This is a genomic window from Kribbella sp. NPDC048837 (genome assembly GCF_055586945.1).
The window spans coordinates 474,166-492,569 of sequence record NZ_JBVJHF010000009.1 but is presented as its reverse complement, the minus strand read 5'-3'; the positions used below and the strand labels follow the sequence as shown (position 1 = coordinate 492,569).

At 69.5% G+C, this 18,404-nt stretch carries 20 protein-coding genes; 6 read left to right on the top strand and 14 right to left on the bottom strand.

Going from position 1 to position 18,404, the window contains the following annotated elements; translation table 11 throughout:
- The 3 genes from ACZ6O0_RS37115 to ACZ6O0_RS37105 all read right to left on the bottom strand — a co-directional run.
- Positions 1–416, bottom strand: a 416-nt coding sequence (locus tag ACZ6O0_RS37115; RefSeq protein ID WP_465769732.1) for a flavodoxin family protein, incomplete at its 3' end; no start/stop codon positions are given.
- Between the two features lie 22 nt (positions 417–438).
- Complete coding sequence (locus ACZ6O0_RS37110; RefSeq protein WP_465769731.1) at positions 439–1,371, bottom strand: universal stress protein; 933 nt, start codon at positions 1,369–1,371, stop codon at positions 439–441.
- Between the two features lie 259 nt (positions 1,372–1,630).
- A complete protein-coding gene (locus tag ACZ6O0_RS37105; RefSeq protein WP_465769730.1) occupies positions 1,631–2,191 on the bottom strand; it encodes a hypothetical protein in 561 nt (186 codons plus the stop codon).
- Positions 2,192–2,359: 168 nt separating this feature from the next.
- Between ACZ6O0_RS37105 and ACZ6O0_RS37100 the strand changes: the two genes are divergently transcribed.
- The 3 genes from ACZ6O0_RS37100 to ACZ6O0_RS37090 all read left to right on the top strand — a co-directional run bounded on the left by ACZ6O0_RS37100 (position 2,360) and on the right by ACZ6O0_RS37090 (position 4,453).
- On the top strand, positions 2,360–3,022 hold the full coding sequence (locus ACZ6O0_RS37100) for a hypothetical protein (protein WP_465769729.1): 663 nt from the start codon (positions 2,360–2,362) through the stop codon (positions 3,020–3,022).
- An 83-nt stretch (positions 3,023–3,105) separates the two neighbouring features.
- Positions 3,106–3,981 carry a universal stress protein gene (locus tag ACZ6O0_RS37095; protein WP_465769728.1) on the top strand — a complete coding sequence of 292 codons (876 nt, stop codon included), beginning with the start codon at positions 3,106–3,108 and terminating at the stop codon, positions 3,979–3,981.
- 7 nt (positions 3,982–3,988) lie between these two features.
- The gene (locus ACZ6O0_RS37090) at positions 3,989–4,453 is read left to right on the top strand and encodes a GyrI-like domain-containing protein (RefSeq protein ID WP_465769727.1); all 465 of its coding nucleotides are present in this window, start codon (positions 3,989–3,991) and stop codon (positions 4,451–4,453) included.
- Positions 4,454–4,509: 56 nt separating this feature from the next.
- Here the strand turns inward: ACZ6O0_RS37090 and ACZ6O0_RS37085 are convergent, their stop codons facing one another.
- On the bottom strand, positions 4,510–5,562 hold the full coding sequence (locus tag ACZ6O0_RS37085; protein WP_465769726.1) for a zinc-dependent alcohol dehydrogenase family protein: 1,053 nt from the start codon (positions 5,560–5,562) through the stop codon (positions 4,510–4,512).
- Between the two features lie 163 nt (positions 5,563–5,725).
- On the opposite strand from ACZ6O0_RS37085, the gene ACZ6O0_RS37080 reads away from it, so the two are divergent.
- The 3 genes from ACZ6O0_RS37080 to ACZ6O0_RS37070 are packed head-to-tail and all read left to right on the top strand — an operon-like array spanning position 5,726 to position 8,298.
- Positions 5,726–6,586, top strand: a complete 861-nt coding sequence (locus ACZ6O0_RS37080; protein ID WP_465769725.1) for a universal stress protein — start codon at positions 5,726–5,728, stop codon at positions 6,584–6,586.
- Positions 6,587–6,598: 12 nt separating this feature from the next.
- Positions 6,599–7,489: an ABC transporter ATP-binding protein gene (locus ACZ6O0_RS37075; RefSeq protein WP_465769724.1), complete on the top strand. Its 891-nt coding sequence runs from the start codon at positions 6,599–6,601 to the stop codon at positions 7,487–7,489.
- Between the two features lie 5 nt (positions 7,490–7,494).
- A complete protein-coding gene (locus ACZ6O0_RS37070) occupies positions 7,495–8,298 on the top strand; it encodes an ABC transporter permease subunit (protein ID WP_465769723.1) in 804 nt (267 codons plus the stop codon).
- A gap of 91 nt (positions 8,299–8,389) precedes the next feature.
- Here ACZ6O0_RS37070 and ACZ6O0_RS37065 read toward each other — a convergent pair whose 3' ends face one another.
- The 10 genes from ACZ6O0_RS37065 to ACZ6O0_RS37020 form a co-directional block, all read right to left on the bottom strand.
- A complete protein-coding gene (locus tag ACZ6O0_RS37065) occupies positions 8,390–8,881 on the bottom strand; it encodes a DUF2231 domain-containing protein (RefSeq protein ID WP_465769722.1) in 492 nt (163 codons plus the stop codon).
- A 73-nt stretch (positions 8,882–8,954) separates the two neighbouring features.
- Entirely contained in the window at positions 8,955–9,401 is a 447-nt protein-coding gene (locus ACZ6O0_RS37060; RefSeq protein ID WP_465769721.1) for an FMN-binding protein, read from the bottom strand.
- A complete protein-coding gene (locus tag ACZ6O0_RS37055) occupies positions 9,398–9,682 on the bottom strand; it encodes an FMN-binding protein (RefSeq protein WP_465769720.1) in 285 nt (94 codons plus the stop codon). The genes ACZ6O0_RS37060 and ACZ6O0_RS37055 overlap by 4 nt, the downstream gene beginning before the upstream one ends.
- Positions 9,683–9,887: 205 nt before the next feature.
- Positions 9,888–11,309, bottom strand: a complete 1,422-nt coding sequence (locus ACZ6O0_RS37050) for a ferredoxin reductase family protein (protein ID WP_465769719.1) — start codon at positions 11,307–11,309, stop codon at positions 9,888–9,890.
- A gap of 23 nt (positions 11,310–11,332) precedes the next feature.
- Positions 11,333–12,565 (bottom strand): sensor histidine kinase, encoded by a 1,233-nt coding sequence (locus tag ACZ6O0_RS37045; RefSeq protein WP_465769718.1) that lies wholly within the window; start codon positions 12,563–12,565, stop codon positions 11,333–11,335.
- Complete coding sequence (locus ACZ6O0_RS37040; RefSeq protein ID WP_465769717.1) at positions 12,562–13,218, bottom strand: response regulator transcription factor; 657 nt, start codon at positions 13,216–13,218, stop codon at positions 12,562–12,564. Before ACZ6O0_RS37040 ends, ACZ6O0_RS37045 begins: the two co-directional genes overlap by 4 nt.
- Positions 13,219–13,223: 5 nt before the next feature.
- Positions 13,224–13,994, bottom strand: coding sequence for an FAD:protein FMN transferase (locus tag ACZ6O0_RS37035; protein ID WP_465769716.1), 771 nt, complete (start codon positions 13,992–13,994; stop codon positions 13,224–13,226).
- 23 nt (positions 13,995–14,017) lie between these two features.
- Complete coding sequence (locus ACZ6O0_RS37030) at positions 14,018–16,720, bottom strand: cation-translocating P-type ATPase (RefSeq protein ID WP_465769715.1); 2,703 nt, start codon at positions 16,718–16,720, stop codon at positions 14,018–14,020.
- Between the two features lie 26 nt (positions 16,721–16,746).
- Positions 16,747–17,418 (bottom strand): CBS domain-containing protein, encoded by a 672-nt coding sequence (locus tag ACZ6O0_RS37025; RefSeq protein WP_465769714.1) that lies wholly within the window; start codon positions 17,416–17,418, stop codon positions 16,747–16,749.
- 57 nt (positions 17,419–17,475) lie between these two features.
- Complete coding sequence (locus ACZ6O0_RS37020; protein WP_465769713.1) at positions 17,476–18,369, bottom strand: class I fructose-bisphosphate aldolase; 894 nt, start codon at positions 18,367–18,369, stop codon at positions 17,476–17,478.
- Positions 18,370–18,404 lie beyond the last annotated feature (35 nt).

The following is an 18,404-nucleotide window of genomic DNA, read 5'->3' as shown; positions in this document are numbered from 1 at the left end:
AACCCCAGCCTCCGCAACACCTTCGCCGCCGACCGCGCCGCCGACCCCGGCAACCGCCGCACCTTCGCGATCCGGGTATCGAACGTCGCCACCTCCAGGCGCTTCGGCCGCCCGGTGCCGGGAGCCGTGGCCAGCGCGTGGAGCCACTCGCGGATGCCGACCTCGACCGGCATCACCACCTCGCCCTGCCGCGTGGCGTCCTGCCGGGTCGAGACCCGGCTCATCGAGAACGCGTGCGTCGGGCCCCCGACCACCAGCAGCCGCACATCACCCGGGATGACAGCAGGCGCTTTGAACGCCGGCACGGTCTCGGCCGCAACACTCTCCCGCAGACCGTCGCGGATCGCCCGCGCGATCCGCTCGGTGTTCCCGAACATCGACTCATACACCACCAGTGCACGAACACGCCCGGACATCATCAATCCCTCCGATCAGTTCTCAATACGTCGGCACAACGAACCCGCCCCGCACGGCCGCCCGCCGATGCTCCCGCACCTGCACCCGCTCCGTGGCGGAGTGATGAGGCACGATCGCGACCGGGCAGGTCATCGCGGCCACCGACCGGCGCGCCACCGGATCGGCCGGCAACCGGCCACCGTGCGACCCGACCACGACCAGCCCCACCTCGCCACTCTCATGCACCAGCGCCGCCGCCGGCGGACGACTGCTCAGGAACCGCGTCACCCGCACCCCCGGGAACCGGCTCGTCCACGGCGCCAACGTCTCCGCCAACACCTGATCCGCCCGGCTGATCCAGGAGTGGTCCGGGTCGTCGTCGTTCCAGGCATGCTCGGCCGGCAGCCCCGCGTGCACCACGACCAGATCCGCCTCGCGGCCGGCCGCCAGGGTGAACGCGAACTCCAGCGCCTCCGCCGACAACGCCGTACCATCAATGCCGACGGCAACCCGGCGGCCCAGCAACGACGGCTTCCACGACGCCGGCACCACCACCACCGGGCACCCCGCCCGCCCGGCCAGCGTCAGACTCGCCTGGGTGTTGACCAGACGCTGCGGCCCCCGGCCACGCGTCCGCCCGACCACCAGCATCCGCGCCCTCCGCGCCGCATGCGCCAGCACCCGCAACCGCGACCCCTCACCGGCCACCGCGGCCAGCGCCAACGCATAACCATTGCGATGCCGGATATGCGCCACCGCCGCCCGCAACGCGTCATCGGCCAACTCGGCCGGCGCCTTCGGCGAATACCCCGCCATCACCGGCGAGAACGAACCATGCCCCGAATACGGCGCCACCAGCACCAACTCCGCACCACACCGCAACGCCTCCGCGACCGCATAATCCACGATCCGCAGATTCTCCGCACTCCCGTCAACCTCGACCACCACCGGACCAGTCCGTGTCCAAGTGCTCATCGCTGTCTCACCTTTCCCTCACTTCGAGCCTGCCGCCCCTTCCGCGGCTTCAGCAGGGCCACGCAGGCCCTCCGCCTACGCCGGATGGACCGAGATGCGGAGGACTTTCGACTTGCGGACTATCTCCGTCACGGCTCGAGGTTCCTGGCCGCGGGTTCGGCCAGGGTCCGGCCGGCGGCCCGACCACGAGATCGGCCTCGTGGTCGAGCGAGCCGGGGGTTCTCATCGAGGTACTTCTGGACGTCGCTGACAGTGGTGCTCACCGCAGCCAGGGGTACTTGCGGACGAAGTCCAGGCTGCTCCACCACTTACCCAGACCCCACACGTTGCCCGCAGCAACCAGCGCGAGGACGACGACCGTGATGGCGCCGACGATGTGGTCGTCCAGCACCGGGTTGTTGTCCGGCGGCAGGTACGCCGACCACATCAACACGTACAGCAGCGCGCCGGCACCGGCCGCGATCCGCATCCCGATACCCAGGGTCAACGCCACACCGATCCCGGCCAGACCGATCATGAACAGCGGAGTGACCCACCAGTCACCGACCAGCGACTGGTAGAAGTCGGCCAGCGGCCCGTCGGTGCCCTTGCCCAGGAACCCGGCGGTCGGGTCGCCACCATCGATCCAGCCCTTGCCGGACGGGGTCGCGTAACCGAGGCCGAACAACTTGTCGAAGAAGGCCCACAAGAAGGTGAGCCCGTACACGATCCGCAGTACGGCGAGTGCGCGGCCGGCCATCGGCGTGATGATCGGGAGCTGATCGCCGTCCGGCTCCATCGCGGGTGCCGGCAGGTGGCGCCGGTTCGGCGTGGTGGTCATGATGCGTTCCTTTCACTCGATTCGGACACTTCGATCGTCGGATCTCGCCCGCGCCGCGGTCAGGGCCGTTCTCACCTCACCACCACAAGCCGAACGGCCCCCCGATCCGGGACGTCTGCCGCTGGGACGCGCTCGGCCTCCGGCGCACGCTGAGACCGGAGGCAGTCGATGGCCGAGGAGGTGCCGATGCTGACCGATCAGCTGACGACCGAAACCCTCGGTGTCCTGCTCCACGCAGCCGGCGCCGCGCAGCTCGTGCACATCGCGCCGCAGTGGCGAATCGAGGTGAACGGGCACCTGATCGACGTCTACCTCGATGGTGCGCACCTCCTGCCGGCGGCGGATCCGACCGCGCGCGCCGCGCGCATCTCGGCGGGCGCTGCCGTCTTCAACCTGCGCTGCGCCGCGGCTTCACTCAGCTTCGACAGTTGGGTGAGTCTCTGCCCGTACCCGTACGATCCCGACCTCGTCGCACGGATCGTCGTCGAGTACACCGGCGCACCCGATCAGGAGTTGCGTCAGCTGTACGGCGCGATTCTCTCGCGTCATCTGACCCGGCCTCCGGGCATTCCCGACGAACCCCTCCGAATCGCTCTGGCGCGGGCAGCCGAGATCGAGGACGCGAGGCTCGACTGGCTTCCCGTCTCGTCCGTACCGCGGGCAGTGCTCAGCACTGATCGCGACGACAGCCCCGACCACCTCCGGCTGGGCATCGCCCGCCAGCGTGTGCTGCTCACAGCTGCCAAGCACGACATCCAGGCGACCTGCCTGAACCAGACACTGATGCGCTTCGGCCGCTCCTGCGCGCCGGCGAGAACGGATGCCAGATGAACGCCTTACCGACGAACGACCCGGACCCGCAGCACCCCGCGGTTCCTTCGACCAGTGGTTCAGAAACCCAAGGAAGGTTGATCATGTCGACACAACCCAGTCCGATCGTGGTCGGATACGACGGTTCTCCGGGCAGCCAGGACGCGCTGCGCTGGGCCGCCGCCGAAGCCAGCCGGCAGATGGCACCGCTGCGGATCGTCGAAGCGTTCGAACTCGTCATCGTCTCGCGCCCCACCCCCGGACACGTCGTCCCGCTCGACGCCCTGCGGACCGCCCGGCAGAAAGGACTCGAAGCAGTCGCCGAGACCGTCCGCCTGCAGCATCCCGGACTCCCGGTCGAGACCAGCCTGGTCGGCGGCGGCGCCGTCAAAGCACTGCTCGACGAAGCCGAACACGCCCGGCTCGTCGTCGTGGGATCACGAGGCCTCGGCGGCTGGAGCGGACTCATGGTCGGCTCCGTCGCCTCCCAGGTCACCACCCACGCCCTCTGCCCGGCCGTCGTCATCCCGCACGACCCACGACCCCACGCCCACCAAGGACCAACCGTCGTCGTCGGCGTCGACGGATCCAAAGCCTCCGCCCAGGCGATCGAATTCGCCTTCGACCAGGCCGAGGCCATGCACGCCGACCTGGTCGCGATCCACGCCTGGACCTCGCCGTTCCTCACCTACGCCGACGGCGCCTCCATGCTCCAGTTCGACGAGGACAAGATCCAAGACGAAGCCCGGCTGCTCGTCGCCGAATCCGTCGCCGGCGCCGCCGCCGACCATCCCGACGTGCGATGGACCACCGAACTGGCCAGCGGCTCCGCCGCCCACGCCCTGACCCGCCGCACCGAATCCGCCGACCTGATCGTCGTCGGCTCCCGCGGCCGCGGAGGATTCACCGGCCTCCTGCTCGGCTCCGTCGGCCAAAGCGTCCTGCACCACACCAAGTGCCCCATCGCCATCGTCCGGTGATCACGTCATGACGCAGACCAGAACGCTCGCAGCACAGCCGACCGCCGTTCGGCGAGCCATCCTGGCGCCGGAGCAGCTGATGGACTGGATACCGCGCGCCTGTGCGGAAGTCGCCACCTACCTGCATCACCGCGGCGTCCCGCCGTCTGGCTATCCCTACGCCCGATGGCACCGGTTGCGTCACGACCTCATCGGCGTCGAGGCCGGAGTCCCGGTACCCACACCGATCAGGACCGCCGGCCGCGTCGAGCCGTCGGAACTTCCGCCGGGTCCGGTCCTGGTCGCGTGGCACACCGGCCCGGACGAGAAGATCGCTCTGACCTATCAGGACATCGACACCTGGCTAGAGTCCGCGCGTGCTGAGCCCAACGGCGACAGCTGGGAGGTCTATCACGACCTGCCGACCTTCGACCCCAGCCGGAGACACATCGAGGTCGTCCAGCCGCTCAGCAGGTCCGTGGCCACCGTCTGAGCTGGACAAACAGCCGTGGTCCGCGACCTGGGTCGCGGACCACGGCTTGGTTTCTCCTAGGCGATCCCGGCTTCGGTGAACAGCGCGACCTTCAACGCGCCGGTGTCCGCGGGCCGCGAGAAGACGTCGTACGCGTCCTGCATCTCGTCGAGGCCGAACCGGTGAGTGATCAGCCCGGGCAGCTCCAACCGCCCGGCCGCGAGCATCGACAACAGCCGTGGGGTCGAGAACGTGTCCACCAGACCCGTGGTGATGGTGACGTTCTTGATCCACAGATCCTCCAGATGCAGCGTCGCCGGCGCACCGTGCACCCCGACGTTCGCGACCCTGCCGCCGGGCCGGACGACACGCGCGCACAGCTCGAACGTGGCCGGGATCCCGACCGCCTCGATCGCCACCTCGGCGCCGAGCCCGCCGGTCAGCTCGCGCACCCGCGCCACCACGTCCTCGTCCGGGCCGAGCGCGACATCCGCGCCCCGCTCCAGCGCGGCCTTGCGCCGCGAGTCGGCGGCGTCGACCACGACGATCCGCGACGGGCTGAACAGCTTGCTGGTGGCAATGGCCGCCAGCCCGATCGGACCGGCCCCCACGATCACGACCGTGTCCCCCGGCGAGACCCCGCCATTGAGTACGCCGACCTCGTACGACGTCGGCAAGATGTCGGCCAGCAGCACCGCCTGCTCATCGGTCACGTTGTCCGGCAGCTTGTACACGGACCGATCCGCGAACGGCACCCGGACCTGCTCGGCCTGGGTGCCGTCGATCAGGTGACCCAGGATCCACCCGCCACCACCCAGGCACTGGCCATAGTGACCCTGCCGGCAGTACTCGCACCGGCCGCACGCCGTGATGCACGAGATCAGCACCCGGTCACCGATCGCCACACCACGCACGCCGCCGCCGACAGCGGTCACCGTGCCGACCGCCTCGTGACCCAGGATCCGGCCCGGCTGCACCGTCGGCACATCGCCCTTCAGGATGTGCAGATCGGTCCCGCAGATCGTCACCGCGTCGACCCGCACGATCGCGTCCTCAGGGTCCTGGATTACCGGGTCCGGCACCTCGTGCCAGCTCCGCTGCCCCGGACCGTTGTAGACCAATGCCTTCATCACAGACCTCCCTCTGGCGAGAACTTCCACCTCCGACGATGGCCATCCCCGGCCGCCCCGGCTGCGGCCGAACTACACCTCCGGGCGGGACCTTCGGCCCTCCCGGCAGCAGCCGCCGACGGCTTGACTGGAACTGCGGGAGTACGACCGGGAGGTGATCCCCATGTCAGCCGAAACGCCTGTACTCGTCGGGATCGACGGATCGCGCGACGGCCTGATCGCGCTCGACTGGGCAGCGTCGTACGCCACCCTCCACCACTCGCCGTTGCACGCCGTCTACGTCATGGATGATCGCCCGCAGCAGCCTGCGAGCACTCCACCGATCGAACCGGATGATGGCAGCGAGGTGCTGGAGGACGCACTGCAGGAGCTCGGGCGGATCGGATTCACCTCCGCGTCGTTGGAGGTCCGCCACGGCCACCCGGCCAAGGTTCTGCTCGAGCTGTCCGCGAGCGCCCAGGCCCTCGTCGTCGGCCGCCGCGGCATGGGTGGCTTCGCCGAACTCGTGCTCGGATCGACATCCCAGGCCTGTACGGCGCTCAGCACCGACGTGCCGCTGATCGTCGTACCCGACACCTGGGACCCGACGGCTCCTCCCCATCGGCGCATCGTGGTCGGAGTCGACGGCTCACTCGAAAGCCGGGACGCGCTGCGCTTCGCCTTCGAACTGGCCGACGCGACCGACGCCGCGCTCCGCGGAGTCCACGCCGTCGAGCTGCGCGAGAGCTATCCCGATCCCAACGTCTGGACCGACCCCAGCCGGCCACTCTGGGTCGGCCCGGCCGACGAACTCCTTACGCGAACCCTCGACGAGTGGACGGGCAAGTACCCCGAGGTGGCCGTCCAGCAGCGTGCCGTCGCCGACCATCCGGTCCGGGTGCTCGCGCACGAGTCCGAGCTCGCCGACCTGATCGTCGTCGGAGGACTCGGCCACACCGCGTTCTCCGAGCTGCGGCTGGGATCGGTGGCCCGTGGGCTGCTGCACCACTCGCACTGCCCGGTCGCCGTCATCCACCACGCCTGAGGATTCGTTGCCATGGACACCGTCATCAAAGCCCGGCGACTGACCAAGCGGTACGGCCACCGGACCGCGCTCGACAACCTGGACCTGGACGTCCCGGCCGGCGTCATCCTCGGATATCTCGGACCGAACGGAGCCGGCAAGACCACCACCATTCGTCTGCTGGCCGGGCTGATCCGGCCGACATCCGGGTCGGCGGTCGTCTTCGGGTTCGACGCGAACGACCAGTACGACGTGATCCAGCGGCGGATCGGCTACCTGCCCGGAGACTTCGTCGCCTACCCCGATCTGACCGGCGCGCAGTACCTCGACTACTTCGCCCACCTGTACGGCGGGGTCGACCACGGCCGGATCGAGCTCCTGGCCAAGCGGTTCGACCTCGACCTCGGCGTACGGATCGGCATGTTGTCCCGCGGCAACCGGCAGAAGGTCGGCATCGTCCAGGCGTTCATGCACGAGCCGGACCTGCTCATCCTCGACGAGCCCACGAGCGGGCTCGACCCGCTCATGCAGCGCGAGTTCCGCGACCTGCTCCGCGAGACCCGGGACGCCGGGCGCACCGTCTTCCTCTCCTCGCACGTCCTCTCCGAGGTCGACGCCATCGCCGACACCGTCGCCATCCTCCGGGCCGGCCGACTGGTGACCACACAATCCGTCCAGGCGTTGAGAGACAGCGCCCGCCGCCGGCTGGACCTCACCTTCGCCACTACCCCGCCAGCCGACCGCATCCACGCCGTGGCCGGTGTGCAGCAGCTGACCATCGACGGCCGAACCGCACACGTCGTCGTCACTGGGTCGACCGCGGAGCTGATCAAGACGGTCGCGCCGTACGGCGTCACCAACGTCGTCAGCCACGAGGCCGACCTGGAGTCCGCATTCCTCGACTACTACACCGGCCAGGAGTGAACAGCATGTTCCGCACCGTCTTCCTGAAGTCGATGTACGACGCCCGCCGCGGACTGATCGGATGGTCGATCGCGATCGCGACACTCGTGCTCCTCGAGAGCGCCCTGTGGCCATCGGTCCGCGACACGCCGAACCTGACCGAGCTGTATCAGTCGTTCCCCGAGGAACTGCGCAAGCTCTTCGACCTCGAAGCGATGACCACCGGCGCCGGCTTCCTCAACGCCGAGCTCTTCACGCTGATGCTGCCCGGACTCTTCCTGGTCTACGGCATCGGCCACGGCGCCCGCGCCTTGGCCGGCGAAGAAGAGCGCGGAACCCTCGAACTGCTGCTCGTCACGCCCGTCTCCGGCTTCCGGATCGTCCTCGACAAGGCACTCGCTCTGGCCCTGTCGATCACGATCCTCGGGTTCGCGTTGTTCGCCGCAACGACGCTCGGCAGCTTGATCTTCGGCCTCGGCATCAGCGCACCGGCGGCCGCGAGTGGTGCACTCGCGATCACGTTGCTGGGCACGGAGTACGGCGTACTGGCCCTTGCCGCCGGTGCACTGACCGGACGCCGTTCCACCGCGATCGGCATCGCCGCGGCCGCCGCCACCGCCGCCTACTTCGTCTACGCGATCGGTCTCGTCCTGCCGCGCTTCGAGTCCTGGCAGCCCTACTCCCCCATCCACCAGGCCTTCCACGCCGGCCCACTCGGCGCCGGACTCCAACTCAGCTACCTCTGGCTCCTCGCCGGAACAGCCGCTCTCGTCGCCCTCGCCCTCCCCGCCCTCGACGGCCGCGACATCTCCACCGCCCACGGCAGGTGACAGGGGCGCGTGATGACATCAGCTCCGGTAGCAGGCGTTCCGCTGCCGCGGCAGGCCGGCGAAGGCCGGCTGGATCGTCGGCGACGAGGTCTCACGAACCCTGCGCCCAGCCGGTCCAGCTCGCCTTGGCGCCGGAGTCGCCGATCCTGACCACGTCGTAGACCGCCGCCCCCGCGACCAGGAACGCGACCACCGTCACGACCGCCGTCACGGTGCTCGAGGCCGGGGCGAGATAGGCACGCTTCGCCGACGCCGCGCCGCTGCCTTCCCGTTGCCGCCACCAGACGATCAGGGCCAGAACAGCGACCGCCACGGCGGCGTAGATGGCGGTGTCACCGAGTTCCGCGTGGCGACGGATCAGGGAGTTCGGCTCGAGGTTGTGTTCGAGGAACTCTCCCGCGCTCGTCGTGATCGGTACCAGTACGACGACCAGCACCGCCAGGATCGCGTTCGGACCGGCCAATCGGCGTCTGGCGGCCGGCCAGATCGCGGTCAGTGCGAGCAACGCCGCCGACAACGGAAGCAGTACGACGATGGCGTGGACAAGGAGCACGTGGGCGGGCAGCCCGTTGATGGTGTGCATCAGGTTCCTTCAGGTTGCTCTGATCTGGAGTCGCCACGCTGGCAGACTGTTCTTGGTGCTTTCTTGGACGGCATCAGCCCTGCAGGTGAGCCGCGTCGAGGGCGGACTGCAGCGAGCGGCGGTATCCGTCCGAGGTGAACGTCGCACCCGACACGGTGTCGATCTGCGCGCTCTGGGCGGCGATCGCCTCCCGCTCGAGCTGCGGGAGCGCGAACGCACTGATCTCCCGGTCTCGTCCTCCGGACGACGGATACACGAGTGGGGTCACGGCGACCAGGCGCTGCGAACGGATTGTGATGCGAACCTGCACCGGGCCGTAGCGTGTGCCGGCTGAGGTGCCGTTGACAGTCAGTCCGCCGCTCGCCGGTCCAGTGCTGACAACCCCGGGCTTGGCTGTGATGGCTGTCGGCGAGTCGGTCCGGTTCGTGCTCGTCGGATACAGGAAGAGCAGACCGAGCAGGACTCCGGTGGCTCCGACGACCGCCGCATTGCGCCGCAGCCGCGCCGCGTGGCTCGTCATCGCGCACCGTCGCGATGAGCCAGGTCGAGGGCCGACTGCAGCGACTGCCGGTACCCGTCGGAGGTGAAGGTGGCTCCGGACACGGTGTCGATCCGCGCGCTCTGAGCAGCGAGCGTCTCCTTGTCCAGCTGTGGCACGGCGTAGCTGTTGATCGCGTCGGTCTGCCCGTCGCCACCGGGCTTCGCGAGCGCGTGAGCTCGGGTGATCCGCCCGTTCCGCACGCTGATCCCGACCTGCACCGGCCCGTACTCCGTCTGGACCACAACACCGGCGACAGTCACCGGCACGGACCTCGGGCGGCTTGGCTGAGCCGATGCGCGCGGGGTCGGGCGAGTAGGCACCTGCCTGGGTCGCTCGACCTGAACCGACGACACCACGCCGGCCGTCTGGTGCGGTTGCGCGCTCGCCCGCAGAGCCAGGCCGACGGCCAGCACGGTCGTCGCCGACATGACCAGTTTGGTACCGCGCCTCACGGGCGTACTCCTCTCACCACGAGAACCGCTCCTGATGAAGCTGGCCCGGCGGAAGACCGATCCGGGCGGTCGTCGCGCACACCGCGTCCATCCAGGGATCAGGTCCGCAGACGTAGACGTCGTACCCGCTGATGCCGGGGACGAGGTGCCGCATCGCGTCCTCGTCGGTCCACGCCGCGGCGCTCTCCGGCAGCCAGGACCGCCGGTTGCGGATCCGTCGGCCGAGCAGGTAATGCACGGTGATCCCGCGCAGGCGAGCCAGTTGCTCGAGCTCGCCGTGGAACACCACGTCGTCGGCGTCGTGCGCCCGATAGACGAGGATCGCGTCGCCCGGCTCATAGGCGAGTTCTTCCAGCAGGGCCCGAAGCGGGGTGATGCCGATGCCGCAGGCAAACATCGCGACCTTGCCGGTGACCCGCCGCTCACCGGTGAGCCGGCCGTACGGGCCTTCGATCACGACCTTGGTGCCAGGGCGCAGCCGGGCCAGCCGTCGGCTTCCGTCACCGGCCGCCTTGGCAGTCACCCGCAGGCGATCCGGAGCCGGCGAGGCAGACAACGAGTAGGGGTTTCCCCGCGACCATCCCGGGCCGTCGAGGAACCGGAAGACGAAGTACTGACCGGCCCGGACCGGCATCCGGTGCAGGCCGCGGCCGGCCAGCAACACCGTCACGACGCCGGGGCCCTCGCGGATCACTTCGCGAACCGTCAGTCCGTGCCGGAGCGTTCGCCACAGCGGCAGGGCAACGCGGAAGAGCAGGATCGCGGCGAGCGCCACGGCGTACGCCGACCACCAGTACAGCCGCGCGACCCGCGACGTCGTGAAGTCCGCGCCCGTCCAGATCTCGTGCGGCACGGACAGCCCGACCCCGAGATACGCGTACAGGTGCAACAGGTGCCACGACTCGTACCGCAACGCCCGGCGAGCGACCCGGACCGACGTGACGACGACAACGGTCAACGCGAGGCTTCCCGCGACCGCGAGCAGCATTCCGCCGTACGTCGTGACGACGTCCCACGTCTCACGCACCAGATTGTTGTGATCGCGCAGCGTGTAGCCCCCGAGAACGAGTCCGACGTGGACCATCAGCAGGTTGAACGACCAGAAGCCGACCAGCCGGTGTCTGCGGACCAGTTCGTCCTGACCGTAGCTGCGCTCGATCATCGGCACCCGGGCCATCAGGAACACCTGCACCAGCAACAAGTCCGCGGCCACCAGACCGGACAACCGGCCGAGCGACGTCAGCAGATCGGCCGGCCCGGAGGCGAGCACCTGGACACCACGTCCCGACAACCACAAGACGACGACCACCAGCACGCTGCCCCAGCTCAGGGCACCGATCACGTCGCGCCACCAGACCGGCGTACGAGAAGTCCGCCGCCGCAGCTGCGCACTGCGATGCCGGCTCGTCGCCTGCGCGGGACCGCGGTTCGTCATGCTCCGACGATGCCCGCGGATTCTTAGGCCTTCCTTGGACCGGTTTCCTCGATCGCCGGCAGGACCAGCTCGAACGTCGCGCCGACCTCGCTGGGTGCCAGCCGTAGCTGGCCACCATGACGGTTCGCGACATCGTGGGTGAGCGCGAGACCGAGGCCGTAGTGTGCGCGTCCCGCGCGATGTCCGCCCGTGGCGAACCTGCGCAGGACCCGCTGCGCTTCCTCCGGACCGATCCCCGGGCCGGTGTCGCTGACCGCGAGGATCACCTCCCGCCGCTGCCGTCGTACGGCGATCCGCACCTCGCCGTCGGGTGGTGTGTGGTCGATCGCGTTGTCGACCAGCGCGATCGTCGCGCGCCGGATGGCGCTGGCCGATCCGAGGACCAGCAGGCCGCCGCCATCCCCGTACGAGCGCAGCCGTACGCCGGCCTGCTCGGCATGGGCTGCCGCGCTGTCCGCGACGGTCTCGGCGAGCCGGCCGAGGTCGACTGGTTCATGATCCTCGGCCGCGCGTGGGTCGGCGGCCGCGAGCAGGTCGTCGACGACCGCTCCAAGCCGCTTGGCGTCCTGCACGACACCGTCGGAATCACGCAGTACCTCGTTGCTCGAATCAGCGCGCCGGAGCGCACGGTCGAGGACCTGGGCCCGTGTGCTCAGCAAAGTCAGCGGTGTGCGCAGCTCGTGACCCGCATCGGCCACGAACGCCCGCTGCAGGGTGAGCGCCTGGGCCAACGGACGGACCGCCCGACGGCCGATGAGAACTCCGACCAGCCCGGCGAACACCAGGCCGAGGGCGGACGCGAACCCCATCGCCTGCAGCAGACGGGCTCGCTCCTGATGCGCCGTCGCCAGATCGAGCACGGCCTGTACCGGCTTGCCCTTGATGATCCCGGTGGCGATGCGGTACTCACCTTCGTCGTTCTCCACCGTGGTCAGCCTGACCTGTCCGGTAGCACTGCTACGCATCTCGGCGAGCTCGGGGAGAAGGTCGTCCGGGAGCCCCGGTGTGACCGTCGTACCGGCTGGGCCGGTCATGGCCAGCCACGCACCGGCCGGAGGATCGCCGACGTCATCGGCCGTCGCGACGGCCGACCGGAGCAGATCGTCGCCTGCACCCGCTTGACCGCGAACGACGACAATCGTGACGAGAGCGATCAGAACCAGCATCGCCACCGCGACCAGAGCCGCGACCTGGACGGCGACGCCGCGAGCGGCTCTGCGGACGAGGACCTCGTCACCGATCGGCCGTCCGCTCATGAACTGCCCAACCGGTAGCCGAGGCCGCGCACCGTACTGATCACTCCACGGCCGAGTTTCCGGCGGCAGTAGTGGACGTAGGTGTCCACCACGGTCTCCGACCCGGCGTCGTCGAAGACCCGATCGAGAAGGTCACCACGACTGAAGACGACGCCCGGCCTCGCCGCCAGGAGAGCCAGCAAGGCCGCCTCCCGCTCGGACAGTTCCACCGTGCCTCCGCCCGATCGCCGTACTGTGCGGCTGGCGAGATCCAGCGAACCGCCCGGGATGGCCAGGTGACCGGCGTGATCGAGGTGGCGTCGCAGCAGGGCTCTCAGCCGGGCCAGCAGTTCGGTGAGCTCGAACGGCTTCGCCAGGTAGTCCTCGGCACCGGCGTCCAGTCCTTCGACGCGGTCCTCGGTGCGATTCCGCGCCGACAGCACGAGGATCGGCGTGACGACCCCGCGGCTACGCAGCCTGGCAATCAAGTCCAGACCTTCCACAGCAGGCAAGCCACGGTCGACGATCATCGCCTCGAACGACCGCGTCAACGCCAGGTGCAGTCCGGTCTGGCCATCGCCCGCGAGCGTCACGGCGTACCCCTCGTCGGCGAGCACCCGGTCGAGCAGTCCGGCCAGATCGGCATCGTCCTCGATCAGCAGGATCCGATTCATCGCGGTCATTCTGCCGTCGACCCACCCGTGGGCCAGCCGGGTGTCGCGAACAGGGTTCCGTCGGCAACGATGCCCAGGCCGTCGTAGCCGGGCAGCGCGTCGAGCACCGCCGGCCATTCCTCTCCCGCCACGAACGCCGCGGTCGCGAGGACATCGGCGTACTCCAGCGACGGGCCGGTCACCGACACCGACAGCCATCGGGACATCACCGGTCTCCCGGTCGATGGGTTGTACAAGTGCGCGCCTCTGGCCGCGGTTCCACTCGTCGCCACCGCTCCACCGGTCCGGGCCACACCTGCCACCACCCGCCCGGGATCGCGCGGGTCCTGGATCCCGACCGTGAACGGACGGTTGCTCGGGCACAGCACCAGCACGTCGCCTCCGGCGTTCAGGCACCAGTCCAGGTCGGGGACGCCCCGCAAGCGTTCGCCGGCCCGCTCGACCGCCCAGCCCTTCACCAGCCCCGACGGATCCCATCCGCCACCGGGCTGCTCCGGATCGAACAGCCCTCCGGTCAGGTGACGGGCGCGATCGCACCGCCCGGCCACCTCACGCACCACCGGATCCACGTCGTCCCAACCCACCTCCCCGCGCGCCAGCAGACTGACCGCGCTGTCGGGCTTGTACGGCGAGAACACCCGATCGGCCTCGACCAGCTCCGCGAAGACCTCCCGCACCGCCGCGTCCGCCCGTGCCGACCCCGCCTCATCACCGCGGGCGAGCACGCTGATCGGCAGACCCATGATCTGCTCGACCCAGCTCCGCCTCGACACCATGCCGCAACGGTACGACGCAACGCTCACCGAACAGCCCGCCGGTGCCGCCGGCGCCGGATCAGGCGCCAGAGTTCGTCCGTGCCCCAGACGACGACGGGGAAGGCGAGCAGCGGCAGCAGGTAGGGCGCCGGTGGGACGGCCATGCCGAAGATCGACGCCAACGGTGGTACGGCGATGATCGCTGCCGCGAAGACGATCTCGAAGAGGATGCCCCAGAGGAGAAGGTGGTTCGACAGGACGCCGATCGATCGCAGTGACGCGTACTGGGTCCGGGCCGCGAAAGCGGTGCCGACCTGGCAGGCGACGATCCCGAGGAACGACATCGTGGTCGCCTGCAGCCAGAGGTGGTGGAAGGGATCGCCGGTGCCGGTCGGGTCGCCGGGGCGCCAGCCGCCGGCCAGCAGAGTCCAGAGGAAGCCTCCGACCACGAGCAGTGCCGACAGGCCGCCCAGGAGCCCCCAGGCTCGGGCCAGCATCGTCGCGTTGATCACGCTGTCGTTGCGGCGTCGCGGTGGGCGATCCATCAGTCCGGGCTCGGCGGGCTCACGTCCGAGGGCGAGGGCCGGGAGCGTCTCGGTGCCGAGGTCGATCGCCAAGATCTGCAGCACCGTCAGTGGCAGCGGGACCCGGCCACCGGACAGGGCGTAGATCAGGAACGGGACGACCTCCGGAGTCGCGTGGGCGAAGATGTAGACGATGAACTTCCGGACGTTGTCGTACACCCGGCGGCCCGACTCCACCGCGGTGACGATGCTGGCGAAGTTGTCGTCGGTCAGCACCATCGTGGCCGCCTCCCGCGCGACATCGGTGCCGGAGGCACCCATCGCGACGCCGATGTCCGCCCGGCGCAGCGCGGGCGCGTCGTTCACGCCGTCTCCCGTCATCGCGACCACGTGGCCCCGAGCCCGCAGCGCATCCGCGATCCGCAGCTTCGCCTCGGGGGAACTGCGGGCGAAGACCAACTCCTTGCCCGCCTCGAGCAGGCGGTCCAGCTCGGCCTCGCTCATCAGATCCAGCTCAGCGCCGGTCACGACCGTCACACCGTCATGGGTGATACCGACCTGGCGCGCGATCTCGGCCGCGGTCAGGCCGTTGTCCCCGGTGACGACGATCAGCCGGATGCCGGCCGCCTGACAACGCCGTACGGCGGCGGCCACCTCGGGCCGCGGCGGATCGAGCATCGCCACGACCCCCAGGAACACCAGGTCGCGTTCTGCCGCGGCCCGTGCCGACGGCACGGCGGCCGGATCGACAGCACGGTCCGCGACGCCGATCAGCCGCAGACCGCGGCCTTCGAACCCCGCGAACGTCCGGGCGAACTCGTCCCGGGAAGCATCGGTCAGGGCTTCGGTCCCGGACGCGGTCACGAAGGACGTCGACCGGGCCAGCACCTCCTCGGGCGCGCCCTTCACATGAACGGCCACCGTGTCGCCGTCACGGTCGACGGTCGACATCAACCGCACCGCTGGATCGAACGCGAACTGCGCGATCCGCCGCGACGCCCGCGACTCGAGATCCACCTCGGCACCGAGCTCGGCCGCCGCCCGCAGCAGGCCGACTTCGGTCGGGTCGCCGCTGTCAGCACCCGTCGAAGCGTGGGAAGCGTTGGAACACAGGGCAAGCGCCTCGGCCAGCCGCCGGACCTCGACTGCGCTGCCCGGTTGCAGGGCGACCGGACCCGACGGTGTCCACACGTCTGTCACGTGCATCCGGTTCTGCGTCAGCGTGCCGGTCTTGTCAGTGCAGATCACGGTCGTCGAGCCGAGCGTCTCCACCGCGGACAGCCGCTTCACCACCGCACCGGCCCGAGCCAGGATCCGTACGCCGACCGCCAGGGCCAGCGTGATCGTCGGGAGCAGCCCCTCCGGGACGTTCGCCACCAGCAGGCCGATGGCGAAGTTGAGTGCGTCCGGCAACGACAGGCCGGCGACGGTCACCCCGAGGAGCAGGAAGAACACCCCCGCGCCGATCGCGACCGCGGCGATCAGCCACGCCACCCGCTTGACCTGCCGCTCCAGCGGGCTGTCCTCCCGGGTGACCCGCTGCGACATGGCGGCGATCCGGCCCAGCTCGGTGTGCATCCCGGTCGCGAACACGACCCCACGCGCTTCTCCCGCCGTGCAGTTCGTGCCGCTGAACACGAGATCACCGGCATCCAGAAGATTGCCCGACACGTCGGTCAGCTCGGCCGAGCGGATCACCGGCACCGACTCGCCGGTCAGCGTCGAGTTGTCGATCTCGACCGCCCCGGTCACCAGCCGGACGTCCGCGGAGATCCGGTTGCCCTCGGCAAGCACAACGACGTCACCCGGCACCAGGGTGCGCGCCTCGAGGCTCTTGGTGACCCCATCGCGGACCACCGACGTCTGAACGGGCAGATAGGCCGCCAGCGCCTCCACCGCGCGCTCTGCCTGGCGCTCCTGCGCGAACGCGAGGCCGGCGTTCAGCAGGATCACGACGACGATCGCCGCCGCGAGGACGCCCGTACCTCCGATCGCCGCGAGCACGGCCGCGAGCCACAGCAACAAGGCCAGCGGGTGGGTGAGCTGCCGGACCAGCTCACCCACCCAGCCACTACCCGGTCGCCGGGTGAGTTCGTTCGGCCCGTAGGCCTCCAACCGGCGCCGTGCCTCCCGCTCCGTCAGGCCGTCCGGTGTCGTGCGCAGATCGCGGAACAACCGATCGGCCGGCTCCCGCGGGTCGCTGGTCAGCCCCGTCGCCGGCATTCTGTCGCGGTCACCGGCCCGCGCTCCTAGTAGAACGGGCCGGCTGTGCCGGCGGCGGGGGCGGTGTCGTCGAACGCCCAGGTCAGATCGTTGCTGACACCGACGACACCGTCGACGCCCGCGATGAGTGTCTCGGCGAACGCGACGGTGCTGCGCTTCGCGACCTGGCCGACGAGATGAACCACGCCTTCGCGCACGGTCACCTGGACGGCGAACGGGTCGTCCCACAGACCGCGGTCGACGACGTCACGCCGTACCCGGGCAAGAATCTCCCGGTCAGGCGCGAGGAAGGCGCTGAGCAGATCCGAGCGCGTCACGATGCCGGTGAGCTCGTCACCGTTCATCACGACCAGGCGAGTGATCCGGCGGGCTACCATCAGCCGCGCGGCCTCGTCCAGCGTGCAGCCGCCGTCCACGGTGACCGCGGGGCTGGTCATCAGCACTCCGGCTGTCAACGCGCCGGCCTTGATTCGGGCCTTCCGATGGAACCAGCGCTTGCTGGACCGCTGGAATTCCTCCTTGCGCAGCAGGTCCGTCTCGGAGACGACGCCGGCCACGCCGCCGTACGCACTGCGCACCGGGACGGCACTGATGTGGTGTTCCGCCAAAGTTGCGGCGACTGCCTTGAACGTCGTGTCCTCAGCGACGGTGACGACGTCGGTCGTCATCACGTCGGCAACTGTCAACAGGTGGCGCATCACGACTCCTTGTGCCGGCCTATCACCGAGATGTATTTGTTCATCGGACTGTTCGCCTCAGTGACTCGGGTGCTGGACGAGGATTTCCTTCAGCCCGTCGACGAAGCCCAGCGATTCGTCGTAGCCGCGCTGCCAGACGTTCCGGCCGAAGATCAGGCCCAGGCCACCGGCGTCCATCGCCTGCTCGGCCTTGCGGTACATCGCGTCGTCGCCCGCCTTCGATCCGCCGGACACGAGGACCAGCGTGCGGTTCGCGGACCGCACCACCGCGTCGATCGCCTGCTGTGGGGTGAAGATCTCCTCGTAGGGCGGTTTGACGTTGTCGCGCTTGTCCGGATGCGGGAAGTTCACCTTCACCACGTCGGCGCCGAGCTCACTCGCAACCCGGGCGGCGTAGTCGACCGCGTAGAACGAGTCCTTGCCGCCCTTCGCCTCGATCGCCGCTCCGCGTGGGTACGCCCACACGATCAACGGCATCCCGAGCCGCTCGGCGTCGGTCCGGATCCGCCGGTACTGCGCGAAGTCCGCCTCCTGCGCGGGCGAGCCGACGTACAGGGTGTATCCGACCGCGTCGGCACCGAGCCGCACCGCGTCCTCGACACTCGCGTGCACCGGCGACAGGGCCGCGCCGTCCGACGGGATGTCGGTCTTGCCGTTCAGCTTGAGGATCAGCGGGATCTCACCGGCGTAGTCCCAGAAGAACTTCTCCGCCAGCCCTATCTGGAGCACGATCCCGTTGAACTCGCCCGTGATCGCCAGCTTGACGATGTACGCCGGATCGGAGGCCTGCGGATTCGCGAAGAAGTCCCGCGGCCCGTGCTCGAGCCCCTGGTCGTACGGCAGCAACAACGCCGTGCCGTTCCGCAACCCGTGGTCGAACAGGATCCGCCGCAGCCGCGTCTTCTTTCCCGTGGTCAACCCGAGCTCACTCAAGGACGCTCGCGTCTGCATGACGATCCACCTCCCGGTCGAGCCGTGGGACCCCC